The sequence below is a fragment of the Demequina pilifera genome (assembly GCF_048814985.1).
Lineage (GTDB): Bacteria > Actinomycetota > Actinomycetes > Actinomycetales > Demequinaceae > Demequina.
In genome coordinates this window covers 129,842-147,773 of sequence record NZ_JBMDTW010000003.1, presented here as the reverse complement: position 1 = coordinate 147,773, position 17,932 = coordinate 129,842, and the positions used below count along the sequence as shown (strand labels likewise).

At 70.4% G+C, this 17,932-nt stretch carries 21 protein-coding genes; 16 read left to right on the top strand and 5 right to left on the bottom strand.

All coding sequences use genetic code 11. The features are described from left to right. Nucleotides 1-21 precede the first annotated feature (21 nt). The 7 genes from ACNI14_RS05885 (at nucleotide 22) to ACNI14_RS05855 (ending at nucleotide 5,972) form a co-directional block, all read left to right on the top strand. A complete protein-coding gene (locus ACNI14_RS05885) occupies nucleotides 22-1,011 on the top strand; it encodes a DNA-directed RNA polymerase subunit alpha (protein ID WP_419390611.1) in 990 nt (329 codons plus the stop codon). Nucleotides 1,012-1,030: 19 nt separating this feature from the next. Beyond that, nucleotides 1,031-1,597 carry a 50S ribosomal protein L17 gene (gene rplQ / locus ACNI14_RS05880; RefSeq protein WP_420519032.1) on the top strand — a complete coding sequence of 189 codons (567 nt, stop codon included), beginning with the start codon at nucleotides 1,031-1,033 and terminating at the stop codon, nucleotides 1,595-1,597. A gap of 58 nt (nucleotides 1,598-1,655) precedes the next feature. After that, entirely contained in the window at nucleotides 1,656-2,567 is a 912-nt protein-coding gene (gene truA / locus ACNI14_RS05875; protein ID WP_420519031.1) for a tRNA pseudouridine(38-40) synthase TruA, read from the top strand. Nucleotides 2,568-2,714: 147 nt separating this feature from the next. Further along, complete coding sequence (rplM, locus tag ACNI14_RS05870; RefSeq protein WP_420519030.1) at nucleotides 2,715-3,158, top strand: 50S ribosomal protein L13; 444 nt, start codon at nucleotides 2,715-2,717, stop codon at nucleotides 3,156-3,158. Between the two features lie 26 nt (nucleotides 3,159-3,184). Then, nucleotides 3,185-3,655, top strand: coding sequence for a 30S ribosomal protein S9 (gene rpsI, locus ACNI14_RS05865; RefSeq protein WP_419390615.1), 471 nt, complete (start codon nucleotides 3,185-3,187; stop codon nucleotides 3,653-3,655). 10 nt (nucleotides 3,656-3,665) lie between these two features. Further along, nucleotides 3,666-5,027, top strand: coding sequence for a phosphoglucosamine mutase (gene glmM, locus ACNI14_RS05860; RefSeq protein WP_420519028.1), 1,362 nt, complete (start codon nucleotides 3,666-3,668; stop codon nucleotides 5,025-5,027). A gap of 114 nt (nucleotides 5,028-5,141) precedes the next feature. Then, complete coding sequence (locus tag ACNI14_RS05855) at nucleotides 5,142-5,972, top strand: DedA family protein (protein ID WP_420519027.1); 831 nt, start codon at nucleotides 5,142-5,144, stop codon at nucleotides 5,970-5,972. 19 nt (nucleotides 5,973-5,991) lie between these two features. Here the strand turns inward: ACNI14_RS05855 and coaA are convergent, their stop codons facing one another. Beyond that, a complete protein-coding gene (coaA, locus tag ACNI14_RS05850; RefSeq protein WP_420519026.1) occupies nucleotides 5,992-6,948 on the bottom strand; it encodes a type I pantothenate kinase in 957 nt (318 codons plus the stop codon). Nucleotides 6,949-7,033: 85 nt separating this feature from the next. Here coaA and glmS point away from each other — a divergent pair, with 85 nt between their 5' ends. Genes glmS through rimI form a run of 6 tightly spaced genes read left to right on the top strand, consistent with a single transcriptional unit; the run spans nucleotide 7,034 to nucleotide 12,004 of the window. Beyond that, on the top strand, nucleotides 7,034-8,899 hold the full coding sequence (gene glmS, locus ACNI14_RS05845) for a glutamine--fructose-6-phosphate transaminase (isomerizing) (RefSeq protein ID WP_420519025.1): 1,866 nt from the start codon (nucleotides 7,034-7,036) through the stop codon (nucleotides 8,897-8,899). Between the two features lie 2 nt (nucleotides 8,900-8,901). Further along, on the top strand, nucleotides 8,902-9,261 hold the full coding sequence (locus ACNI14_RS05840) for a holo-ACP synthase (RefSeq protein ID WP_420519024.1): 360 nt from the start codon (nucleotides 8,902-8,904) through the stop codon (nucleotides 9,259-9,261). Then, on the top strand, nucleotides 9,258-10,367 hold the full coding sequence (alr, locus tag ACNI14_RS05835; RefSeq protein ID WP_420519023.1) for an alanine racemase: 1,110 nt from the start codon (nucleotides 9,258-9,260) through the stop codon (nucleotides 10,365-10,367). Before ACNI14_RS05840 ends, alr begins: the two co-directional genes overlap by 4 nt. Further along, the gene (gene tsaE / locus ACNI14_RS05830; RefSeq protein WP_420519022.1) at nucleotides 10,364-10,858 is read left to right on the top strand and encodes a tRNA (adenosine(37)-N6)-threonylcarbamoyltransferase complex ATPase subunit type 1 TsaE; all 495 of its coding nucleotides are present in this window, start codon (nucleotides 10,364-10,366) and stop codon (nucleotides 10,856-10,858) included. Before alr ends, tsaE begins: the two co-directional genes overlap by 4 nt. A 10-nt stretch (nucleotides 10,859-10,868) precedes the next feature. Further along, nucleotides 10,869-11,483, top strand: coding sequence for a tRNA (adenosine(37)-N6)-threonylcarbamoyltransferase complex dimerization subunit type 1 TsaB (gene tsaB, locus ACNI14_RS05825; RefSeq protein ID WP_420519021.1), 615 nt, complete (start codon nucleotides 10,869-10,871; stop codon nucleotides 11,481-11,483). Between the two features lie 17 nt (nucleotides 11,484-11,500). Continuing rightward, nucleotides 11,501-12,004: a ribosomal protein S18-alanine N-acetyltransferase gene (gene rimI / locus ACNI14_RS05820; RefSeq protein WP_420519020.1), complete on the top strand. Its 504-nt coding sequence runs from the start codon at nucleotides 11,501-11,503 to the stop codon at nucleotides 12,002-12,004. Nucleotides 12,005-12,265: 261 nt separating this feature from the next. Here the strand turns inward: rimI and ACNI14_RS05815 are convergent, their stop codons facing one another. Continuing rightward, nucleotides 12,266-12,595, bottom strand: coding sequence for a DUF3817 domain-containing protein (locus ACNI14_RS05815; protein WP_420519019.1), 330 nt, complete (start codon nucleotides 12,593-12,595; stop codon nucleotides 12,266-12,268). Then, the gene (locus ACNI14_RS05810; RefSeq protein ID WP_420519018.1) at nucleotides 12,592-13,197 is read right to left on the bottom strand and encodes a malonic semialdehyde reductase; all 606 of its coding nucleotides are present in this window, start codon (nucleotides 13,195-13,197) and stop codon (nucleotides 12,592-12,594) included. Before ACNI14_RS05810 ends, ACNI14_RS05815 begins: the two co-directional genes overlap by 4 nt. Before the next feature lie 56 nt (nucleotides 13,198-13,253). Here ACNI14_RS05810 and tsaD point away from each other — a divergent pair, with 56 nt between their 5' ends. Further along, nucleotides 13,254-14,294, top strand: coding sequence for a tRNA (adenosine(37)-N6)-threonylcarbamoyltransferase complex transferase subunit TsaD (gene tsaD / locus ACNI14_RS05805; RefSeq protein ID WP_420519017.1), 1,041 nt, complete (start codon nucleotides 13,254-13,256; stop codon nucleotides 14,292-14,294). Nucleotides 14,295-14,298: 4 nt separating this feature from the next. Then, a complete protein-coding gene (locus tag ACNI14_RS05800) occupies nucleotides 14,299-15,990 on the top strand; it encodes a glycoside hydrolase family 3 N-terminal domain-containing protein (protein WP_420519015.1) in 1,692 nt (563 codons plus the stop codon). A gap of 12 nt (nucleotides 15,991-16,002) precedes the next feature. On the opposite strand, the gene ACNI14_RS05795 is transcribed toward ACNI14_RS05800, so the two are convergent. Next, nucleotides 16,003-17,172 carry a THUMP-like domain-containing protein gene (locus tag ACNI14_RS05795; protein WP_420519014.1) on the bottom strand — a complete coding sequence of 390 codons (1,170 nt, stop codon included), beginning with the start codon at nucleotides 17,170-17,172 and terminating at the stop codon, nucleotides 16,003-16,005. 197 nt (nucleotides 17,173-17,369) lie between these two features. Here ACNI14_RS05795 and groES point away from each other — a divergent pair, with 197 nt between their 5' ends. After that, nucleotides 17,370-17,663, top strand: coding sequence for a co-chaperone GroES (groES, locus tag ACNI14_RS05790; RefSeq protein ID WP_420519013.1), 294 nt, complete (start codon nucleotides 17,370-17,372; stop codon nucleotides 17,661-17,663). Nucleotides 17,664-17,764: 101 nt separating this feature from the next. Here groES and ACNI14_RS05785 read toward each other — a convergent pair. Beyond that, on the bottom strand, nucleotides 17,765-17,932 hold a 168-nt coding region (locus tag ACNI14_RS05785; RefSeq protein ID WP_420519424.1), incomplete at its 5' end, for a WhiB family transcriptional regulator.

Here is a 17,932-nt window from a genome sequence, read left to right as displayed (position 1 = left end):
TGCTCGGAAAGGAATTGAACAGTGCTCATTGCACAGCGTCCCACCCTGACCGAGAAGGTCATCTCGGACAACCGTTCGCAGTTCTCGCTCAAGCCTCTCGAGCCCGGCTTCGGCTACACGCTCGGCAACTCCCTCCGCCGCACCCTGCTGTCGTCCATCCCGGGCGCCGCGATCACGTCGGTGCGCTTCGAGGGAGTTCTCCACGAGTTCACGACCATCGAGGGCGTGAAGGAGGACGTGACCGAGATCATGCTCAACCTCAAGAACCTCGTGGTCTCCTCCGAGCACGACGAGCCGGTCGTGATGTACCTGCGCAAGTCCGGCGCTGGCGCCGTGACGGCCGCTGACATCGCGCCGCCCGCAGGCGTGGAGGTCCACAACCCCGATCTGCACATCGCGACGCTCAACTCGAAGGCCAAGTTCGAGGTCGAGCTCACGGTCGAGCGTGGGCGCGGCTACGTGCCCTCGGCGATGAACAAGAGCTACGACGCCGAGATCGGTCAGATCCCGGTCGACTCGATCTACTCGCCGGTCCTCAAGGTCACGTACAAGGTCGAGGCCACCCGAGTCGCGCAGCGCACGGACTTCGACGAGCTGATCATCGACGTCGAGACCAAGTCCTCGATCTCTGCTCGTGACGCGCTCGCGTCTGCAGGGTCGACGCTGGTCGAGCTGTTCTCGCTCGCGAAGGGCCTCAATGAGGCCGCAGAGGGCATCGAGATCGGCCCGTCGGACACCGACGAGTCGCTCGAGGAGGACTACAACCAGCCCATCGAGGAGCTGAACCTCACGCAGCGGTCGTACAACTGCCTCAAGCGCGAGGGCATCCACACCGTGGGCGAGCTGACGGCTCGCTCGGAGGCGGACCTCATGGACATCCGCAACTTCGGGCAGAAGTCGATCACCGAGGTCAAGGAGAAGCTCGCTGAGCTCGGCTTCTCCCTCAAGGACGGCGGCACCGAGTACGACGGCTCCTCAGCGGGCGTGTACTTCTCGGGCAGCGAAGAGTAACAAGGAGATCTGAAGCATCATGCCTACCCCCACTAAGGGAGCGCGCCTCGGCGGCGGCCCTGCCCACGAGCGCCAGATTCTGGCGAACCTCGCGCAGAGCCTGTTCGAGCACGGCCGCATCACGACCACCGTCACCAAGGCCAAGCGCCTGCGCCCGTACGCCGAGCGCATCGTCACCTTTGCGAAGCGCGGCGACCTCGCCTCGCGCCGCAAGGTGCTTGGGCTGCTCTCGGACAAGGGCGTGGTTCACGCGCTCTTCACCGAGATCGGCCCCGGCTTCGCCGAGCGTGACGGCGGCTACACCCGCATCACGAAGGTTGGCACCCGCAAGGGTGACAACGCGCCCATGGCGGTCATCGAGCTCGTGGAGTTCGGCGCACCGGCCAAGAAGGCCGTGAGCAAGGAGGCCGAGAAGGCCACCAAGAAGGCGGCGCCGAAGGCGAAGGCCGAAGAGCCCAAGGCTGAGGCCACTGAGCCCGACGCCGCCGAGGCCGAGGTCAAGCCCGAGGAGGTCGAGGCGGAGCACGCCGAGGCCCCCGCCGAAGGCGCCGACGACTCCTCCGCCGACAAGGCCGACGACAAGTAGTTCCGCCGACGCGCTGGCCACAGGCCCGCGCCGACGTGCACGTACGAGGCGGGCTCTCATGACCATGCTGGTTCCCAGTGAGGTCGTGAGGGTCCGCCTCGACCTGTCTTACGACGGCACCGACTTCGCGGGCTGGGCGGTCCAGCCCGGCCTGCGGACGGTGCAGGGCGACATCGAGAGCGCGCTGTCCCGCATCCTGCGAGACGATGCGGGCGCAGCGGTCTCCGTCCGCACCACGGTGGCGGGCAGGACCGATGCGGGGGTCCACGCGCGCGGCCAGGTCGCCCACATCGACGTTCCCCACGGTTCGTGGGCGCGCATGCCGGGGCGGTCCCGCCGGACTCCCGAGCAGGGCTTCCGGGACCGTCTCGACGGAGTGCTGAGCGAGGACATCGCGATCACGGGGGTGTCGATCGCCCCGGACGGCTTCGACGCCCGGTTCTCCGCGACCGAGCGGCGCTATGCGTATCGCGTCTGCGACGACGTCGCGCTGCGCGACCCGCTCACTCGGCGCTACGTGACGTGGCACGGGCGCACCCTCGACGTCGACGAGCTGAACGCCGCGTCCGCGACGCTCATCGGCCTGCGCGATTTCGCGCCGTTCTGCCGCGCACGCGACGGCGCCACGACGATCCGCGACCTCACGGAGCTGTCCTGGCAGCGGGTGCCGAGCGGCGCGGATGCGGGCCTGGTGGTGGCCACGGTGAGGGCCGATGCCTTCTGCCATTCCATGGTGCGCTCACTGGTGGGCGCGCTGCTCGCAGTGGGGGAGGGCAGGCGAGACCTCGCATGGCTTGCGGCCGCCGCGGCGACGTCCGGACGCTCGGGTGCGGTGAAGGTCGCCCCCGCTCGCGGCCTCACCCTCGAACGTGTCGAATACCCCGCAGACGAGCACCTGGCGACCCGTGCCGAGGCCACTCGCGCCCGGCGAGATGCGGGCGATGGGGACCTGCGGGAGGAGTGGAATTGACCATGGCGCGCACGCCCCGGTAGACTTGCCTGTCGTTGTGCGTTCCACGTGGAATGGTGCCTCCCACTCGCCTCCGCCGGACCCGCCGACCGAACCCTTGCGGTGCTGAACGCTCCGCCCATCGTTAACGAGTTAGAAGGCTTCACAGTGCGTACGTATTCTCCCAAGCCGGGTGACGTGACCATCGACTGGTACGTCATCGATGCTGCTGACGTGGTTCTCGGTCGTCTGGCCTCGCAGGCCGCTTCGCTGATCCGCGGCAAGCACAAGGCGACCTTTGCCCCCCACGTCGACAACGGCGACTTCGTCATCGTGATCAACGCGGAAAAGGTGTCGCTGTCCGGCACCAAGGCCACCGACAAGATGGTCTACCGCCACTCGGGCTTCCCGGGCGGCCTGTCGGCCGTGCCGATCGGCGAGCTTCTCGAGAAGAACCCCCAGCGGGTCATCGAGAACGCGGTGAAGGGCATGCTCCCTCACACCAAGCTCGGCCGTGCCCAGCTGTCCAAGCTCAAGGTCTATGCGGGCCCTGAGCACCCCCACGCCGCGCAGCAGCCGCAGGCGTTCGAGATCTCGCAGGTGGCGCAGTAGCGCCCGGCATCAAGGACTGAATCAACGTGACTGAGACCGTCGAGAACGACACGCCCACCGAATACACCTCCGAGTCCGCTCCCGAGCGCGGCAAGGGCTCATCGACCATCGCCCCCGGCGCTGGTCTGGGTCGCCGCAAGCAGGCCATCGCCCGAGTTCGCCTGGTGCCCGGCACCGGCGAGTGGAAGATCAATGGCCGCAACCTCGAGACGTACTTCCCGAACAAGGTCCACCAGCAGCTGGTGAATGACCCCTTCACGCTGCTCGACATCGACGGCAAGTTCGATGTCCACGCCCGCATCACCGGCGGCGGCGCCTCGGGTCAGGCCGGCGCGCTGCGCCTGGGCGTGGCTCGTGCCCTCAACGAGATCGACGAGGAGACCAACCGCGCCGCTCTCAAGAAGGCCGGCTTCCTCACCCGCGACGCTCGCGTGGTCGAGCGCAAGAAGGCGGGTCTCAAGAAGGCCCGTCGCGCCCCTCAGTACTCGAAGCGCTAACCGGCCGCGCATGGCGCGACTGTTCGGCACGGACGGGGTCCGTGGCCTGGCCAACCGTGACATCACGGCTGAGCTGGCCGTGGACCTCGCCGTCGCCGCAGCCTTCGTCCTCGCCGAGCGCGGCGAGTTCGCCGGCCACCGGCCCCGTGCGGTGCTGGGGCGGGACACCCGTGTCTCCGGCCAGTTCCTGTCGTCGGCGGTTGCCGCAGGGCTCGCATCGGCGGGAGTCGACGTTCTCGACGTCGGCGTCATCCCCACGCCGGGCGTCGCCTACCTCACCGCATCGACCGACGCCGACATCGGCGTGGTGATCTCCGCGTCGCACAACCCGATGCCTGACAACGGCATCAAGTTCTTCTCCCGCGGCGGCCACAAGCTCGACGACGCCGTCGAGCAGGCGATCGAGGAGCGCCTCGGTGCCGAATGGGATCGCCCCACGGGCAGCGCCGTCGGCTCCATCTCGCCCTCCGGCGACCTCGCGGAGGACTACGTCCAGCACGTCGTCTCCGCAGCGCGGTCGTTCGCGGGAACGGACGCCCCGCTCGCCGGCCTGAGCATCGTGGTCGACGCCGCGCACGGCGCGGCCAGCAGCATCGGCCCGCGTGCGCTCGCCGCGGCGGGTGCGGACGTGCACGTCATGAACGCGGCTCCAGACGGACACAACATCAACGACGGCGTGGGGTCGACTCACCTCGACGGGCTCAGTGTCACCGTCGTCGAGCGCGGAGCGGACCTCGGCGTGGCGTACGACGGGGACGCGGACCGCTGCCTCGCCGTCGACCACACGGGCGCCGTCGTCAACGGCGACGCCATCATGGGTCTGCTTGCGCTGGCGATGCAGCGCTCCGGCGCGCTGTACCACGACACCCTGGTCGCCACGCTGATGTCCAACCTCGGCCTCCACCGGGCCATGCAGGCCGCCGGCATCGCGATCGTGGAGTCCGCAGTGGGCGACCGCTATGTGCTCGAGGCGATGCGCGACGGCGGCTTCTCGCTCGGCGGTGAGCAGTCGGGCCACGTGATCGTGGCGGACTACGCGACCACCGGCGACGGCGTGCTCACGTCGCTGCTCGTCGGCGCGCAGGTCGCCGGCGGCGAGTCCCTCCGTGACCAGTGCGCCAGCATCGACACCCTGCCCCAGGTGCTGGTCAACGTGCCGGGAGCCGATCGCACCCGCGTCTACAGCGACGACGCCCTTCAGCGGGCCGTGGCCGACGCTCGCGCCGCCCTCGGCGACTCGGGCAGGGTGCTGTTGCGTCCGTCCGGCACCGAGAACCTGGTGAGGGTGATGGTGGAGGCGACGACCGCGGACGACGCCCAGCGTCACGCCGATGCGCTGGCCGACGTCGTGCGCGACCGGCTGACGCTGTAGCGCATGACTGGGACGCGCGCGATGCCAGGTGCCGACCGCATCGGCCGCGCGCACGGTGCGCTATCAGGGTGATGCCCCATCGCGCACGCTCTCAGGTGCTGGAACACTGAAGCCGTGGACGTCACCCCCTTCATCGACTGGTTCGCGCGCTTCTCCTCCCTCACCGAAGAGTTCGTGCTGGACCTCAGCGAGTCACTGTGGATCTATCCAGGCGTCTTTGCGCTGTCGGTGATCGACGGCTTCTTCCCGGTGGTGCCCAGCGAGTCCGTGATCATCGCGACGGCCACCGCGGCCCTCCAGACGGGCAGCCCGATCCTGGTGCTGATCTTCCTCTGTGGCGCCGTGGGGGCGTGGTGCGGCGACCAGATCGCCTATCTGATCGGCGCCCGTGCCGACGTGAGACGGTGGCGGGTCTTCAAGCGTGACAGGTGGCGCCGCGGCCTCGACTGGGCGGAGCACCAGCTCGAGCGGCGCGGGCCGACATTCATCATCGCGGCCCGGTTCGTGCCGATGGGCCGGGTGCTGGTGAACCTGTCCGCGGGAGCCCTGCGCTTCCCGCACCGGCGGTTCATGGGCGTCGACGCGATCGCGGTGGTCATCTGGTCCGCATGGAGCATCGGCCTCGGATCCGCCGCAGGCGCGATCTTCCCCGAGGACAACCTGCTGTTGTCGATCTCCGTGGGCGTCGCCTCCGGCGTGGTGCTCGGTCTGTTCGTGGACAAGGTGCTGTCGTGGTTCGGGCTGAGCAAGCCGGAGCTGCCGGACCTGGCCGCCGAGATCGAGGAGACGCTCACCGACGAGCAGCGCGAAGAGGCGGAGCGCCACGCCGCCGAGCGTGAGGCGCGTCAGGGCCACCGAGCCGAGCGCCGTGCCGAACGCCGCGACCATCACCACGAAGAGCCCTCGTCCCGCAGCGTCGGGGACGGTGACGAAGCGCAGCGCTGACGGTCGGCGCGTGCGCCTTCTACAGCTTGCGCATGCGCACTGACTCGACCTGGTGATTCTCGCCCTTGGCGAGGATGATCGTCGCGCGCGAGCGCGTGGGCGCGATGTTTCGCGCCAGGTTCGGAGCGTTGATGGTGTCCCAGATCTCGCTGGCGCGGGCCGTCGCCTCCTCGTCCGAGAGGTCTGAGTACGACTGGAAGTACGATTCGGGCCGCGTGAACGCGGTCGCCCGCAGCTGCAGGAACCGTTCGATGTACCACCGGCGCACGTGGTGCGGCTGCGCGTCGACGTAGATCGACACATCGAAGTAGTCGGACACGGCCAGCGCGGTGTCGTCCAGCTCGCGCGGCGTCGCGGGCTGCAGGACGTTGAGGCCCTCGACGATGAGCACGTCGGGCTGCGACACCGTGATCCGCTCCCCGGGAACGATGTCGTACGTGATGTGCGAGTACACGGGGGCGTGCACCTCGGGCAGACCGGACTTCACATCCGCGATGAACTGGCGCAGCGCGCGCCGATCGTAGGACTCGGGGAAGCCCTTGCGGTCCAGGATTCCCCGGGCCTTGAGCTCTGCGTTCGAATGCAGGAACCCGTCGGTCGTCACCAGGGACACCCGCGGCGTCTCGGGCCAGCGAGCCATCAGCTCGCGCAGCACCCGAGCGGTGGTGGACTTGCCCGCGGCGACGGAACCGGCGATGCCGATCACGAACGGGGTGCGGGACGCGCGTCCTCCGAGAAACGCGCTGGTCGCCGCGTGCAGTTCACCCGTCGCGCCCGAGTACAGGTTCAGGAGCCGGGACAGCGGCCGGTAGATCGTGTCGACCTCCGCCAGGTCGATCGGGTCTCCGAGTCCGCGAACGCGGGCGATGTCCTCCTCGCTCAGCGGGAGCGGGGTGGTGTCCGCGAGAGCGGCCCACTCGCGACGGGAGAAGGTCAGGAAGGGACTTGCCACGTCCTCCGATGAGCGCTCGTTCACCCAACCATTCAACCCCATCGATGCAGGGAGCCCGCACAGCGTGGTCAGCCCTTCGTGCGCGCGGCGGCCCGTAGACTCATCTCTTATGTGCGGCATTGTGGGATACGTGGGGTCAGGCGAAGCGGGATCGCGCCCGGAGGGCGTGGTCATGGGTGGGCTCGCCCGTCTCGAGTACCGGGGCTACGACTCCGCCGGGATCGCGCTGGTCGGGGCGCACTCGGACAGGGTCGCGGTGGTCAAGCGCGCCGGAAAGCTCGAGCGGCTGTCGAAGGCGATCGCGGAACACCCGCTGCCCCCGTCCACCGCCGCCATCGGCCACACCCGGTGGGCCACTCACGGCGCGCCGACCGATGCGAATGCGCACCCGCACCTCGCGGCCGGGGGCCGCGTCGCCCTCATTCACAACGGCATCATCGAGAATCATGGCCAACTGCGCGACGAGCTCGCGGCGGAGGGCAGGGACTTCCTGTCCGACACCGACACCGAGGTCGCGGCGCACCTGCTGGCGAGCCAGGTCGAGCGGGGTCTGGGCCTGGCCGACGCGATGCGCGCGGTGGCGACGCGACTCGAGGGGGCCTTCACGCTGCTCGCCGTGGACGTGCGCGAGCCGCGCACGGTCGTGGGAGCGCGGCGCAACTCGCCGCTGGTCGTCGGGCTTGGCGACGGGGAGAACTTTCTGGGCTCGGACGTGGTGGCCTTCATCGAGCACACCCGCACCGCTCTCGAACTCGGCCAGGACGAGGTCGTCGAGATCACGCCGGACTCCGTGGTCGTCACGGACGTCAAGGGCAACATCGTCGACCGTGAGCCGTACCACGTGGACTGGGACGCGGAGGCTGCCGAGAAGGGCGGCTTCGCGACGTTCATGGACAAGGAGATCCACGACCAGCCCGTCGCCGTCGCGGACACCCTGCGGGGCCGCGTGGACGAGCGCGGCCGGCTCAAGCTGGACGAGGGCCTGATCGACGAGTACGTGCTCAAGTCGATCGACAAGATCATCGTGGTGGCGTGCGGAACGGCGAGCTACGCCGGCCTCGTGGCGCGCTACGCGATCGAGCACTGGACCCGCATCCCGGTGGAGGTCGAGCTCGCTCACGAGTTCCGCTACCGAGACCCCGTGGTGAACATCAAGACTCTCGTGGTGGCCATCAGCCAGTCGGGCGAGACCATGGACACCATCATGGCGGTGCGGCACGCACAGGCGCAGGGCGCGGCGGTCATCGGCATCGTCAACGCTCAGGGCTCGACGATCGCGCGCGAGGCCGATGCGGTGCTGTACACCCGTGCCGGGCCGGAGATCGCGGTCGCCTCGACCAAGGCCTTCCTCGCGCAGATCACCGCCTCCTTCCTGCTGGGGGTCTACCTCGCCGAGCTGCGCGGCAACAAGTTCCCGGATGAGATCGAGGCGCTGCTGAGCGAGCTCGACGCGATGCCGGCGAAGATCCAGCGCGTGCTCGACACCGCCGAGCCGATCCGCGACGTGGCGCGCTCGATGGCGGACCAGCGGACCGTCCTGTTCCTCGGCCGCCACGTCGGGTACCCCGTGGCGCTCGAGGGTGCGCTGAAGCTCAAGGAGCTCGCCTACATCCACGCCGAGGGCTTCGCAGCCGGCGAGCTCAAGCACGGACCCATCGCGCTCGTCGAGCAGGACCTGCCGGTCTTCGTGATCGTTCCGAGCCCGCGTGGCCGCGAGTCCCTGCACGCCAAGGTGCTCTCCAACGTGCAGGAGGTGCGCGCGCGTGGTGCCCGCACCCTCGTGGTCGCAGTCGAGGGCGACGAGGAGGCCGCGAAGCACGCGGACGAGATCTTCTACGTCCCCGAGGCGCCCGTGCTCATGACTCCGCTGCTCAGCGTGATCCCGCTGCAGATCTTCGCCCACGAGCTCGCCTCTGCCAAGGGCTACGACGTGGACCAGCCGCGCAACCTCGCCAAGTCGGTGACGGTCGAGTAGCGATGGCGGTCCTGGGGCTGGGAATCGACGTCGTGGCGATCGAGCGTTTCGAACAGGCGATCCAGCGCTCGCCGGGCTTCCTCGAACGCGTCTTCACGCCTGCGGAGCGTGAACTGGGCAAGCACAGCCTCGCCGCCCGCTGGGCGGCCAAGGAGGCGCTTGCGAAGGCGCTGGGCGCGCCGGCCGGACTGAACTGGCAGGATGCGGAGGTGCACCGCGGCGACGGCGGACGCCCCGGCCTCGAGGTGCGCGGCACGGTGGCCGCCCGCGCCGCCGAACTGGGCATCGATCGCTTCCACCTGTCCCTCTCGCACGATGCGGGGATCGCGTCCGCGGTCGTCGTGGCGGAGGGAGAGCGGTGAGTGCTCTCGAGGTGAGCGTCGACTACGGGGCGATCTCGCGCAATGTCGAGATCCTGCGCGGCCACGCCACCGGCGCCGACGTGATGGCGATCGTCAAGGCCGATGCCTATGGTCACGGGCTGGTGCTCTCGGCCCAGGCGGCCCGTCGTGGAGGAGCAGCATGGCTGGGCGTCGCGCAGCCCCACGAGGCGCTCGCGCTGCGCGCAGCCGGTGACTCCGGCCGCATCCTCACCTGGCTGTACGGCCCGGAGGTGCCCGCTCGCGCGCTCATCGCCGCCGACATCGACCTGTCGGTGTCGTCCCCCGAGGTGTTGGGGGAGATCGTCGCGGTGTCGCGCGAGAACGAGATCCCCGCGCGCCTGCACATCTGCGTTGACACTGGCCTGGGGCGCGAGGGCGTCACGCCCACTGAGCTGCCGGCGCTGTTGGACCTCGCGATCGCGGCGCAGGCGGAGGGGCTCGTGCGGATCGTCGGCATGTGGTCGCACCTGGCGTGGGCGGACGCCCCGGGCCACCCCACGATCGACGCCCAGGCGGACGTGTTCCGCGAGGCGCTCTCGCTCGCGCAGGAGCGCCGCGTGGGCCTCGAGGTGCGCCACCTCGCGAACTCGGCCTGCACGTTGACTCGGCCCGACCTGCACTTCGACCTGGTGCGGCCCGGGATCGCGATCTACGGGCTGCCGCCGGTCTCCGATCCGTACGGGGAGAACTTCGGTCTCGCGTCCGCGATGACGGTGCGCTCCGAGGTGATCCTGGTCAAGGACGTGCCCCAGGGGCACGGCGTGAGCTACGGCCACGAGTACGTGACTCCCTACCCGACCACGCTGGGACTCGTGAGCGCGGGCTACGCCGACGGGGTGTTCCGCTCGGCGGGCAACTGTGCCGAGGTCTCGATCCGCGGGCGCCGCTATCGCATCGCGGGACGCGTGTGCATGGACCAGTTCGTCGTGGATCTGGGCCCGGCCACCGAGGTGCGCGTCGGCGACCAGGTCACCCTGTTCGGTCCGGACGGGCCGAGCGCCACCGATTGGGCGCGCGCGATCGACACGATCGACTACGAGGTGGTGTGCCGGTTCGGCGCGCTGCGAGACAAGAGCACGGCATGATCGACGTCACTCTCGAGGCGGCCGATGCGGAGGCGATGCGCGCTCTGGGTGCGGAGGTCATCGCGCCGATGCTCCGGCCAGGCGACCTGGTGATCCTCACCGGCGACCTGGGTGCGGGCAAGACCACGTTCACCCAGGGGCTCGGCAGTGCTCTGGGCGTGCGCGGCGACGTCGCGAGCCCCACCTTCATCATCGCGCGCACCCACCCCAGCCTGGGAGACGGCCCGGATCTGGTGCACGTCGACGCCTACCGACTGGGCTCCCTCGCGGAGCTCGACGACCTGGATCTCGACACATCGTTGGACGGGGCCGTGACCGTAGTCGAGTGGGGCGAGGACGCGGCAGCGCTGTCCGAGGATCGCCTGCACCTCACGATCCTGCGCCCGCGCGGCGGGGTCGTGGACATGGACGACCCCGCAGGCGGGACCCGGTCGGTGCGCATCACGTCGCACGGCGACCGTTGGGAGGGCATGGCCCTCCCCGGCCTCTAGGCTGGATGCTGTGATTCTCGCGATCGACACCTCCGCCGCCGTCGCCGTCGCCGTGGTGGACGGCGAGCGCACCGTCGCGTCCCGCGCCGAGTACGCACCGCGAGGGCACGCTGAGCTGCTGAGCTCCTTCGTGCGCGACGCGATGGCCGATGCGGGGGCGGCGGGATCAGACCTCGAGGGCATCGTCGTGGGCACCGGTCCGGCACCGTTCACCGGGCTGCGCGTGGGACTCGTGACGGCCCGCACGCTCGGCTTCGCGTGGGGGGTGCCGGTTCACGGCGTCTGCTCGCTGGACGCGCTGGGCGCCGAGCATGGGGACGTGACCGTCGTGGCGGACGCGCGCCGCAAGGAGATCTACTGGGCCCGCTACCGCGCCGGGCATCGTGTCGAGGGTCCTGAGGTGGGCTCCCCCGAATCGGTCGTGCCGCCCGGAGCGGTCGTGGGCCGCGGGGCGGGGCTGTATCCGAGCGTGTTCCCCGAGGCCGTCGCCGCCGATCCCGATCCGGCGTGGCTGGCCCGCGTCGCCGTCGAGCGCCTGGCCGCTGGGGAGACCGAGCTGCCGGTCGAGCCGCTGTATCTGCGCCGGCCGGACGTGCACGGCAACGCGGACGTCCGGGTGCCCTAGGCATACCGGGCCACTTCATGTCTGACACTGCCGGCTCGGACCCGGCCCCCGCATCGGCCGTACCGATCCGCGATCTCGAGGAGCGCGACCTCGAGCAGGTCGCCGCGCTCGAGCGGCAGATCTTCGGGTCGTCAGCGTGGTCGCTCGCGCTCATTCGAGAGGACTTCCGCTACGGCGCCTCGCGCTGGCGCGGCATCGACGACGGCTCCTCGACCGACGGCGCGCTCGCGGCGTACGCGGTCTACGGGTTCGAGGGCGACGCCTTCCATCTGATGAACCTGGCGGTCGAGCCCTCCTGGCGTGGGCGCGGACTTGGCCTCGCCCTGATGCGCGACTTCCTCGCCGAGGCGCGACGCCTGGAGACGCCGGAGGCGTGGCTCGAGGTCGCGGTCACCAACGATGCCGCGCTCGCGCTGTACCGCAGGCACGGCTTCGAGGACGTGCGCGTGCGGCGGCGCTACTACCAGCCCGAGGGCGTGGACGCGCTCGTGATGCGCGTCCGGCTCGCCGACCGGTCCTGACGGAGGCGGCTCCCGCGGCCGATGCCTCCCCGGCGCAGGCCTCCTCGGCAAGGGCCTCCCCGGTACAGGCCTCCCCGGCAAGGGCCTCCTCGTTACAGGCTTCCCCGGCAAGTGTCGATTTCTGTGCATTTTCGAGGCTGAAGGTGCATGAATATCGACACTTGCGGCGGCTCGAAAGGGCCGAGCGGGTGGTGCGGCCGAGCAGGTGGTGCACCGGAGCGGGTGGCGCACGTGGTGTGCGGCCGAGCGGGTGGCGCGGGTCTACCCAGCCGCGGGACGCTCCAGGCGCCCGGTGCGCCGCAGCCAGCGCTCGAGCGGGATGGTCGTGAGCGGCGGCACGGCGGCGAGGCCCACCAGCGCGCACACCCCCAAGGTCCATCGGAATCTCACGGCGGCCAGCAGCGCGATCACCAGGTAGATCAGGAAGGCCGCGCCGTGGAGCGGCCCGAAGACGGTGATTCCCCATCTCGTGACGTCCAGCACGTGCTCGAGCAGCATTCCCACGAGCAGACCCGTCCATGTGATCGCCTCGACGATCGCGACCACGACAAAGGCACGGCCGATGCGGTCGGTCGGCATCGGCGCGCTCACGCGACCCTCACCGCCTGGTCGGCTCCGAGCCGGCCGCGCCGCTCGCCCGCGCCGTGATCGTCCTCGTGCGGGTAGCCGATGCCGAACAGCACCTCGGACCGCCATGACGTGTCCGCGAAGAGCGCATCGTTCATGCCGGCCTTGTCGAAGCCGCCGTAGGGCCGCACCGCGAGACCGGCCGCGCGCAGGCCGACGATGAGGTAGCCGGCCTGCAGCATGGCTCCGGAGTGCGCCATCGAGCTGCGGCGCCCCGCATCCGCCTCGAGCCGGTCATACGTGGAGGACGTGCCGGCGCCGGTGACATCGAAGGTGTCGTGGAATCGCTCGTCGTGTGCCGCGACCACGAGCAGCGGCGCCTGCGCGAGCTTGGCACGGTTGCCCTCGAGGGCATGGGCGATCACGGCTGACCGCGCCTGGTCGGACTCGGCGACGAGCAGGCGCAGCGGCACCGTGTTGTTGCCCGTAGGGCCCCATTTCACCAGCTCCCACACCTCGCGCACCACGTCCGTGGACACAGGGCGGTCGGCGAAGTTGACGTTGGAGCGAGCGTCGAGGAACAGCAGCGAGCGCGCGTCGGCATCGATCGAGAAGGTGGTGGGCATGCCCTCGATTCTCTCGCACGCCCGGTGGTGCCCGCGACCGCCGTTAGGCTGATCGCGTGAATCCTTTGGTGCTCGGAATCGAGTCGACATGCGACGAGACGGGGGTCGCCCTCGTCGAGGGCACCGACCTGCTGGTCGACGTCACCGCGTCCTCCATGGACGAGCACGCGCGGTACGGCGGGATCGTCCCTGAGGTCGCCTCGCGTGCCCATCTCGAGGCGTTCATCCCCACGCTCGAGCAGGCGCTGGCGCGTGCGGACCGCACGCTCGCGGACGTGGACGCGATCGCGGTCGCGGCTGGGCCCGGGCTGGTGGGGTCGCTCACCGTCGGAAACGCCGCCGCCAAGGCGCTCGCTCTCGCGCTGGACCGCCCGCTGCACGGTGTGAATCACGTGATCGGCCACGCCGTGGTGGACGAGCTGGTGCACGGGGAGTTCCCCGACCGTGTGATGTCCTTGGTCGTCTCCGGCGGTCACACATCGCTGCTGCTGATCGAGGGCTCGGCTGTGACCGTGCGAGAGCTCGGCCACACGCTCGACGATGCCGCGGGAGAAGCCTTCGACAAGGTGGGGCGCCTGCTCGGCCTGCCCTACCCGGGCGGCCCGCACATCGATCGCCTGGCCCGTGACGGGGACCCCACCGCCATCCCGTTCCCGCGCGCCCTCACGGCGCCCAAGTTCAAGGCCACTCACGCGTACGACTTTTCGTTCTCTGGCCTCAAGACCGCCGTCGCGCGATGGGTCGAGACCGAGCGCGACGCCGGCCGCGAGATCCCGCTGGCGGACGTGGCGGCCTCGTTCGCTGACGCGGTCGGGGACGTGCTGATGATGAAGACCCTGGCCGCGTGCCGCGAGCACGACGTTGACACGCTGGTGATCGGCGGAGGCTTCAGTGCCAACTCGCAGCTGCGCGAGATGGCGGCATCTCGGGGCGAGGCCGCCGGCATCGACGTGCGCATCCCTCCCATCCGCTATTGCACCGACAACGGCGCCATGATCGCCGCCCTGGGGTCCGCCGTGGTGCGCCGGGGCGGCTCCCCGAGTTCCCTGAGCATCGGCGTCGACTCTTCGATGCCGCTCGCCACGGTCTCCGTGTAGCAGCGTGCCCAGTCGACGCCGCGCGCCCCTCGCGATGGGCGCGGCTGCGCTCGTGGCTGCGCTGCTGGTGTCCGTCGCCTGGTGGCCCGCCGCGCAGCTGGATGAACGCTTCGCGAGCACTGCGGCCCGGAGCACGTCACCCATCGAGGCCGTGCCGTCGATCGTCGCGCCGGAAGCCGCAGCGCCGATGACCGTGCCGCTGCGTGCATCGGCCGTCCCGATCCCCACGCCGTCCGCCCAGGAGCTCGCGTGGGGCCCGACGGTCGCCGACTGGCGGGCCGCGCTCGCGACCGCCCGGGCGCTGCCGCTCGAGGCGGCCGCGGGCCAGGTCATCGTCGCGTCCGTCACGTCCCCTGAGCCCGCGGCGACGGAGGAGATGATCGCCGAACTGGGCCTGGGCGGCGTGATCGTGATGGGCGGCGCCGTCACCGACGTCAACGGCGTGCGTGCGCTCACGGCCGCTGCTCAATCCGGGGCCGACCGCGGCGACCGCGACTGGGGCGCCGTCGTGGGAGTGGATCAGGAGGGCGGGGTGGTCTCACGCCTGCGGGGCCTCATGCCCGACCTGCCGAACTTCATGTCCGCCGGAGCCGCGAGCGACAAGTCCGCCGTGCGCGAGGCGTACGCCCAGGCGGCGGTCGACATGCGTGCGATGGGCTTCACCGTGGACTTCGCGCCGGTGGCCGATGCGACGGTGGGGATGGCGGATCCGACCATCAGGGTGCGCTCGGCGGGCTCCGACGCGCGACGCGTCTCGGCGACGGTCGATGCGGCGCTCGCCGGGTTCGTGGACGGCGGCGTCGTGCCCGTGGTGAAGCACTTTCCGGGACACGGATCGGTGACGCAGGACTCGCACGATGTGCTCCCGCTGCAGCCGGTGTCGATCGCCGAGCTCGAGAACCGGGACCTGGCGCCGTTCGCCTCCGCGGTCGACGCGGGGGCTCCGGCCGTGATGATGGCGCATGTCAGCGTCCCTGAATGGGGGGACGGGCCCGCGACCCTCGAGCCGGCGGCGTACGCGTACCTGCGGGAGGAGCTGGGCTTCGAAGGCGTCGCGATGACCGATGCTCTCAACATGGGGGCGATTCAGGCCTCGCACGGCCCGGGCGAGGCTGCAGTTGCGGCTCTCGCGGCGGGCGCGGACCTGCTGCTCATGCCTCCCGATGCACGGGTCGCGCGGGATGCGATCGTGGCGGCGGTCGATGCCGGCGACGTGCCCCGCGAGCGGCTGGACGAGGCTGCGGCCCGGATGATCCTGATGTCGCGCTGGCAGAGGCAGCTCGAGCCGGTCGCCGATGAGGACGGCGACTACGCGCGCCAGCTCGCTGCCGCGGGTGCGACGGTGGCGGCGCGAGACTGCGCCGCCCCGTGGGTCGGCGATGAGGTGACGATCTCCGGCGGTGGGGAGGACGACCGTGCCGCCCTCGGCCGCGCGCTCGAGTCGCACGGAGTGGCGGTCGGCGGCGACGGCACGAGCGTGTTCCTCATGGGCGGGGACGATGCGCGAGGCAGCGCGGACGTGGTGGTCGCCATGGGCGGTCCGTGGGGCCTGGCCGATTCGCGGGCCACGGTGTACGTGGGCCTGTACGGTCGCAGTCCCGGCGCCCTCGCGGGGCTCGCGGACGTGCTGGTGGGGGAGTCCGAGGCGCTCGGCGAGTGGCCGGTCGACATCGACCTGCCCTACGGCACCTGTTGAGCGCCGAAGTCGCTATGCCGGCTCGGCGAGCAGCGCGGTCCGCTGGCCGGCGACCCGGGTGACGATCACCGTCATGCGGCCGCCGCCCTTGAGTTTCAGCTGGGGCCGCAGCTGCTCAGGGGTGATGTCCACGCCGCGCTTCTTGATGTCGACCGTGCCGACGCCCCGCGAGCGCAGCGCCGCCGCGAGCGGCTTCACCTTGAACGGCATCGTGTCGAGCACCCGATAGCCCCGGGCGAATGGCGTCTCGACGGGGGAGTCGGTGGTCAGGTACGCGATGGTCGGGTCCAGCAGCCGAGCGCCCATGCGCGTCGCGAGCTCGCCGACCAGCCCCGCGCGGATCACGGCGCCATCGGGCTCGTAGACGAAGTCGCCGATCGGCCCGGCGTCGGCGCGCTCGGTGGTCCCGGCCAGGCGGTGGACGCCGCCTGCACCCATCAGCAGTGCCGCATGCCCCACCTGCTGGGCGAGAGGCCCGCACCACAGCGCCGCCTCGACGACGGTGCCGTCGACGCTCACCCACTGCGCCTCGGCGTCGCTCGGGATCTGCGAGTGGTCGATCGCGGGGCCCACCTTGACGCCCAGCGCAGGAAAGCGATCGCGCAGCGCCAGCACGTCGTCGAGCGGGGGCGAGTAGTCGCGGGGATCGTGGCGTCGCCCACGCGCGGTGCGACGGGCGGGGTCGGCGAACGCGCCGTCGGCGTCCAGCCTCGGCGCGAGCGCCATCGCGTCCCCGAGCACCACGCGAGCGAGGTCCCAGTGGCGCAGGTTGTGGTCGGCGATGAGCGCGGTCGCCTCGTCGATCTCGAGAGCGGTCACGTCGATGCCGACTGCGGCGAGCGCCATCGCGTCAGCGCCGATTCCCGCCGTCAGGTCCAGCACCCGGTCCACGCCGGCGTCGCGATAGCGACGCGCGTGCTCGGCCGCGACCTGCAGGCGGGTCGCCTGCTCCAGACCATCCTGCGTGAACAGCATCCCTGACGCGAAGTCGCCGAACTTGGCCCGTGCATCGGCCCGCAGGCGAGACTGCGTGAGGGCGGCGGAGACCAGCGCGGCATCGGCGCCCTGCGCACGCAGCTCGGCGGCGAGCGTCATCGCGCGGTCGCCTTCGTAGGGTGGCAGCGAGTCGACGAGCGCGCGCCCCTCGGGTGACACGAGCAGGCGTGCGGAGGCGGCGTCCATGCGTCGATCCTGCCATGGCGCTCTTCGCGTCCGGCGAACGCGACAGAGTTAGCACTCGCCAAGTGCGAGTGCTAATCTGAGATCGCTCCGAACGGAGTACGTGGCACCCGCACCGCACCTTGACCCCCGCGACGGCAGGGAGCGATGAGGGCCGCGATCCACGTATCGAACTTGGATGAATGGAAGGTGAGGTCCGCGTGTCGGTCTCTATCAAGCCTCTTGAGGACAAGGTCGTGGTGAAGCCGGCAGAAGCCGAGCAGACCACCGCCTCTGGCCTCGTTATCCCGGACGCCGCGAAGGAGAAGCCCCAGGAGGGTGAAGTCCTCGCGGTGGGCCCGGGTCGTGTCGATGACAACGGCAACCGCATTCCGATCGACGTCGCGGTAGGTGACAAGGTCATCTACAGCAAGTACGGCGGCACCGAGGTCAAGTACGGCGGCGAGGATGTTCTCATCCTGTCGGCGCGCGACCTGCTGGGTGTCGTCTCCTAAGCGACGACGCAGTGTCTTAACTGACACCACAGAGCGAAGGCCCCGGGGAAACCCCGGGGCCTTTTCTCATGCCCGGCCGATGCGCGGGCGGGTAGGACTTGTCAACTGGCCTTCTTCAGTCGACCGGCAAGGATAGCGTGTCGCTCATCTTCGCTGAGGCCGCCCCACACTCCGAACGGCTCGCGCGCCGCGAGGGAGCGCTCGCGACACGTCTCGAGGACGGGGCAGCGCTGGCAGTACTGCTTGGCCGCCTCGGCCCGACGGCGCCG

What these genes read in the sequence shown, in the direction of transcription:
- rimI (WP_420519020.1), top strand. Translation starts at nt 11,501, where the DNA reads ATGTCTGACACTGCCGGCTCGGACCCGGCCCCCGCATCGGCCGTACCG.
- glmS (WP_420519025.1), top strand. Translation starts at nt 7,034, where the DNA reads ATGTGCGGCATTGTGGGATACGTGGGGTCAGGCGAAGCGGGATCGCGC.
- truA (WP_420519031.1), top strand. Translation starts at nt 1,656, where the DNA reads ATGACCATGCTGGTTCCCAGTGAGGTCGTGAGGGTCCGCCTCGACCTG.
- tsaE (WP_420519022.1), top strand. Translation starts at nt 10,364, where the DNA reads ATGATCGACGTCACTCTCGAGGCGGCCGATGCGGAGGCGATGCGCGCT.
- ACNI14_RS05810 (WP_420519018.1), bottom strand. Translation starts at nt 13,197, where the DNA reads ATGCCCACCACCTTCTCGATCGATGCCGACGCGCGCTCGCTGCTGTTC.
- rplQ (WP_420519032.1), top strand. Translation starts at nt 1,031, where the DNA reads ATGCCTACCCCCACTAAGGGAGCGCGCCTCGGCGGCGGCCCTGCCCAC.
- glmM (WP_420519028.1), top strand. Translation starts at nt 3,666, where the DNA reads ATGGCGCGACTGTTCGGCACGGACGGGGTCCGTGGCCTGGCCAACCGT.
- ACNI14_RS05840 (WP_420519024.1), top strand. Translation starts at nt 8,902, where the DNA reads ATGGCGGTCCTGGGGCTGGGAATCGACGTCGTGGCGATCGAGCGTTTC.
- ACNI14_RS05795 (WP_420519014.1), bottom strand. Translation starts at nt 17,172, where the DNA reads ATGGACGCCGCCTCCGCACGCCTGCTCGTGTCACCCGAGGGGCGCGCG.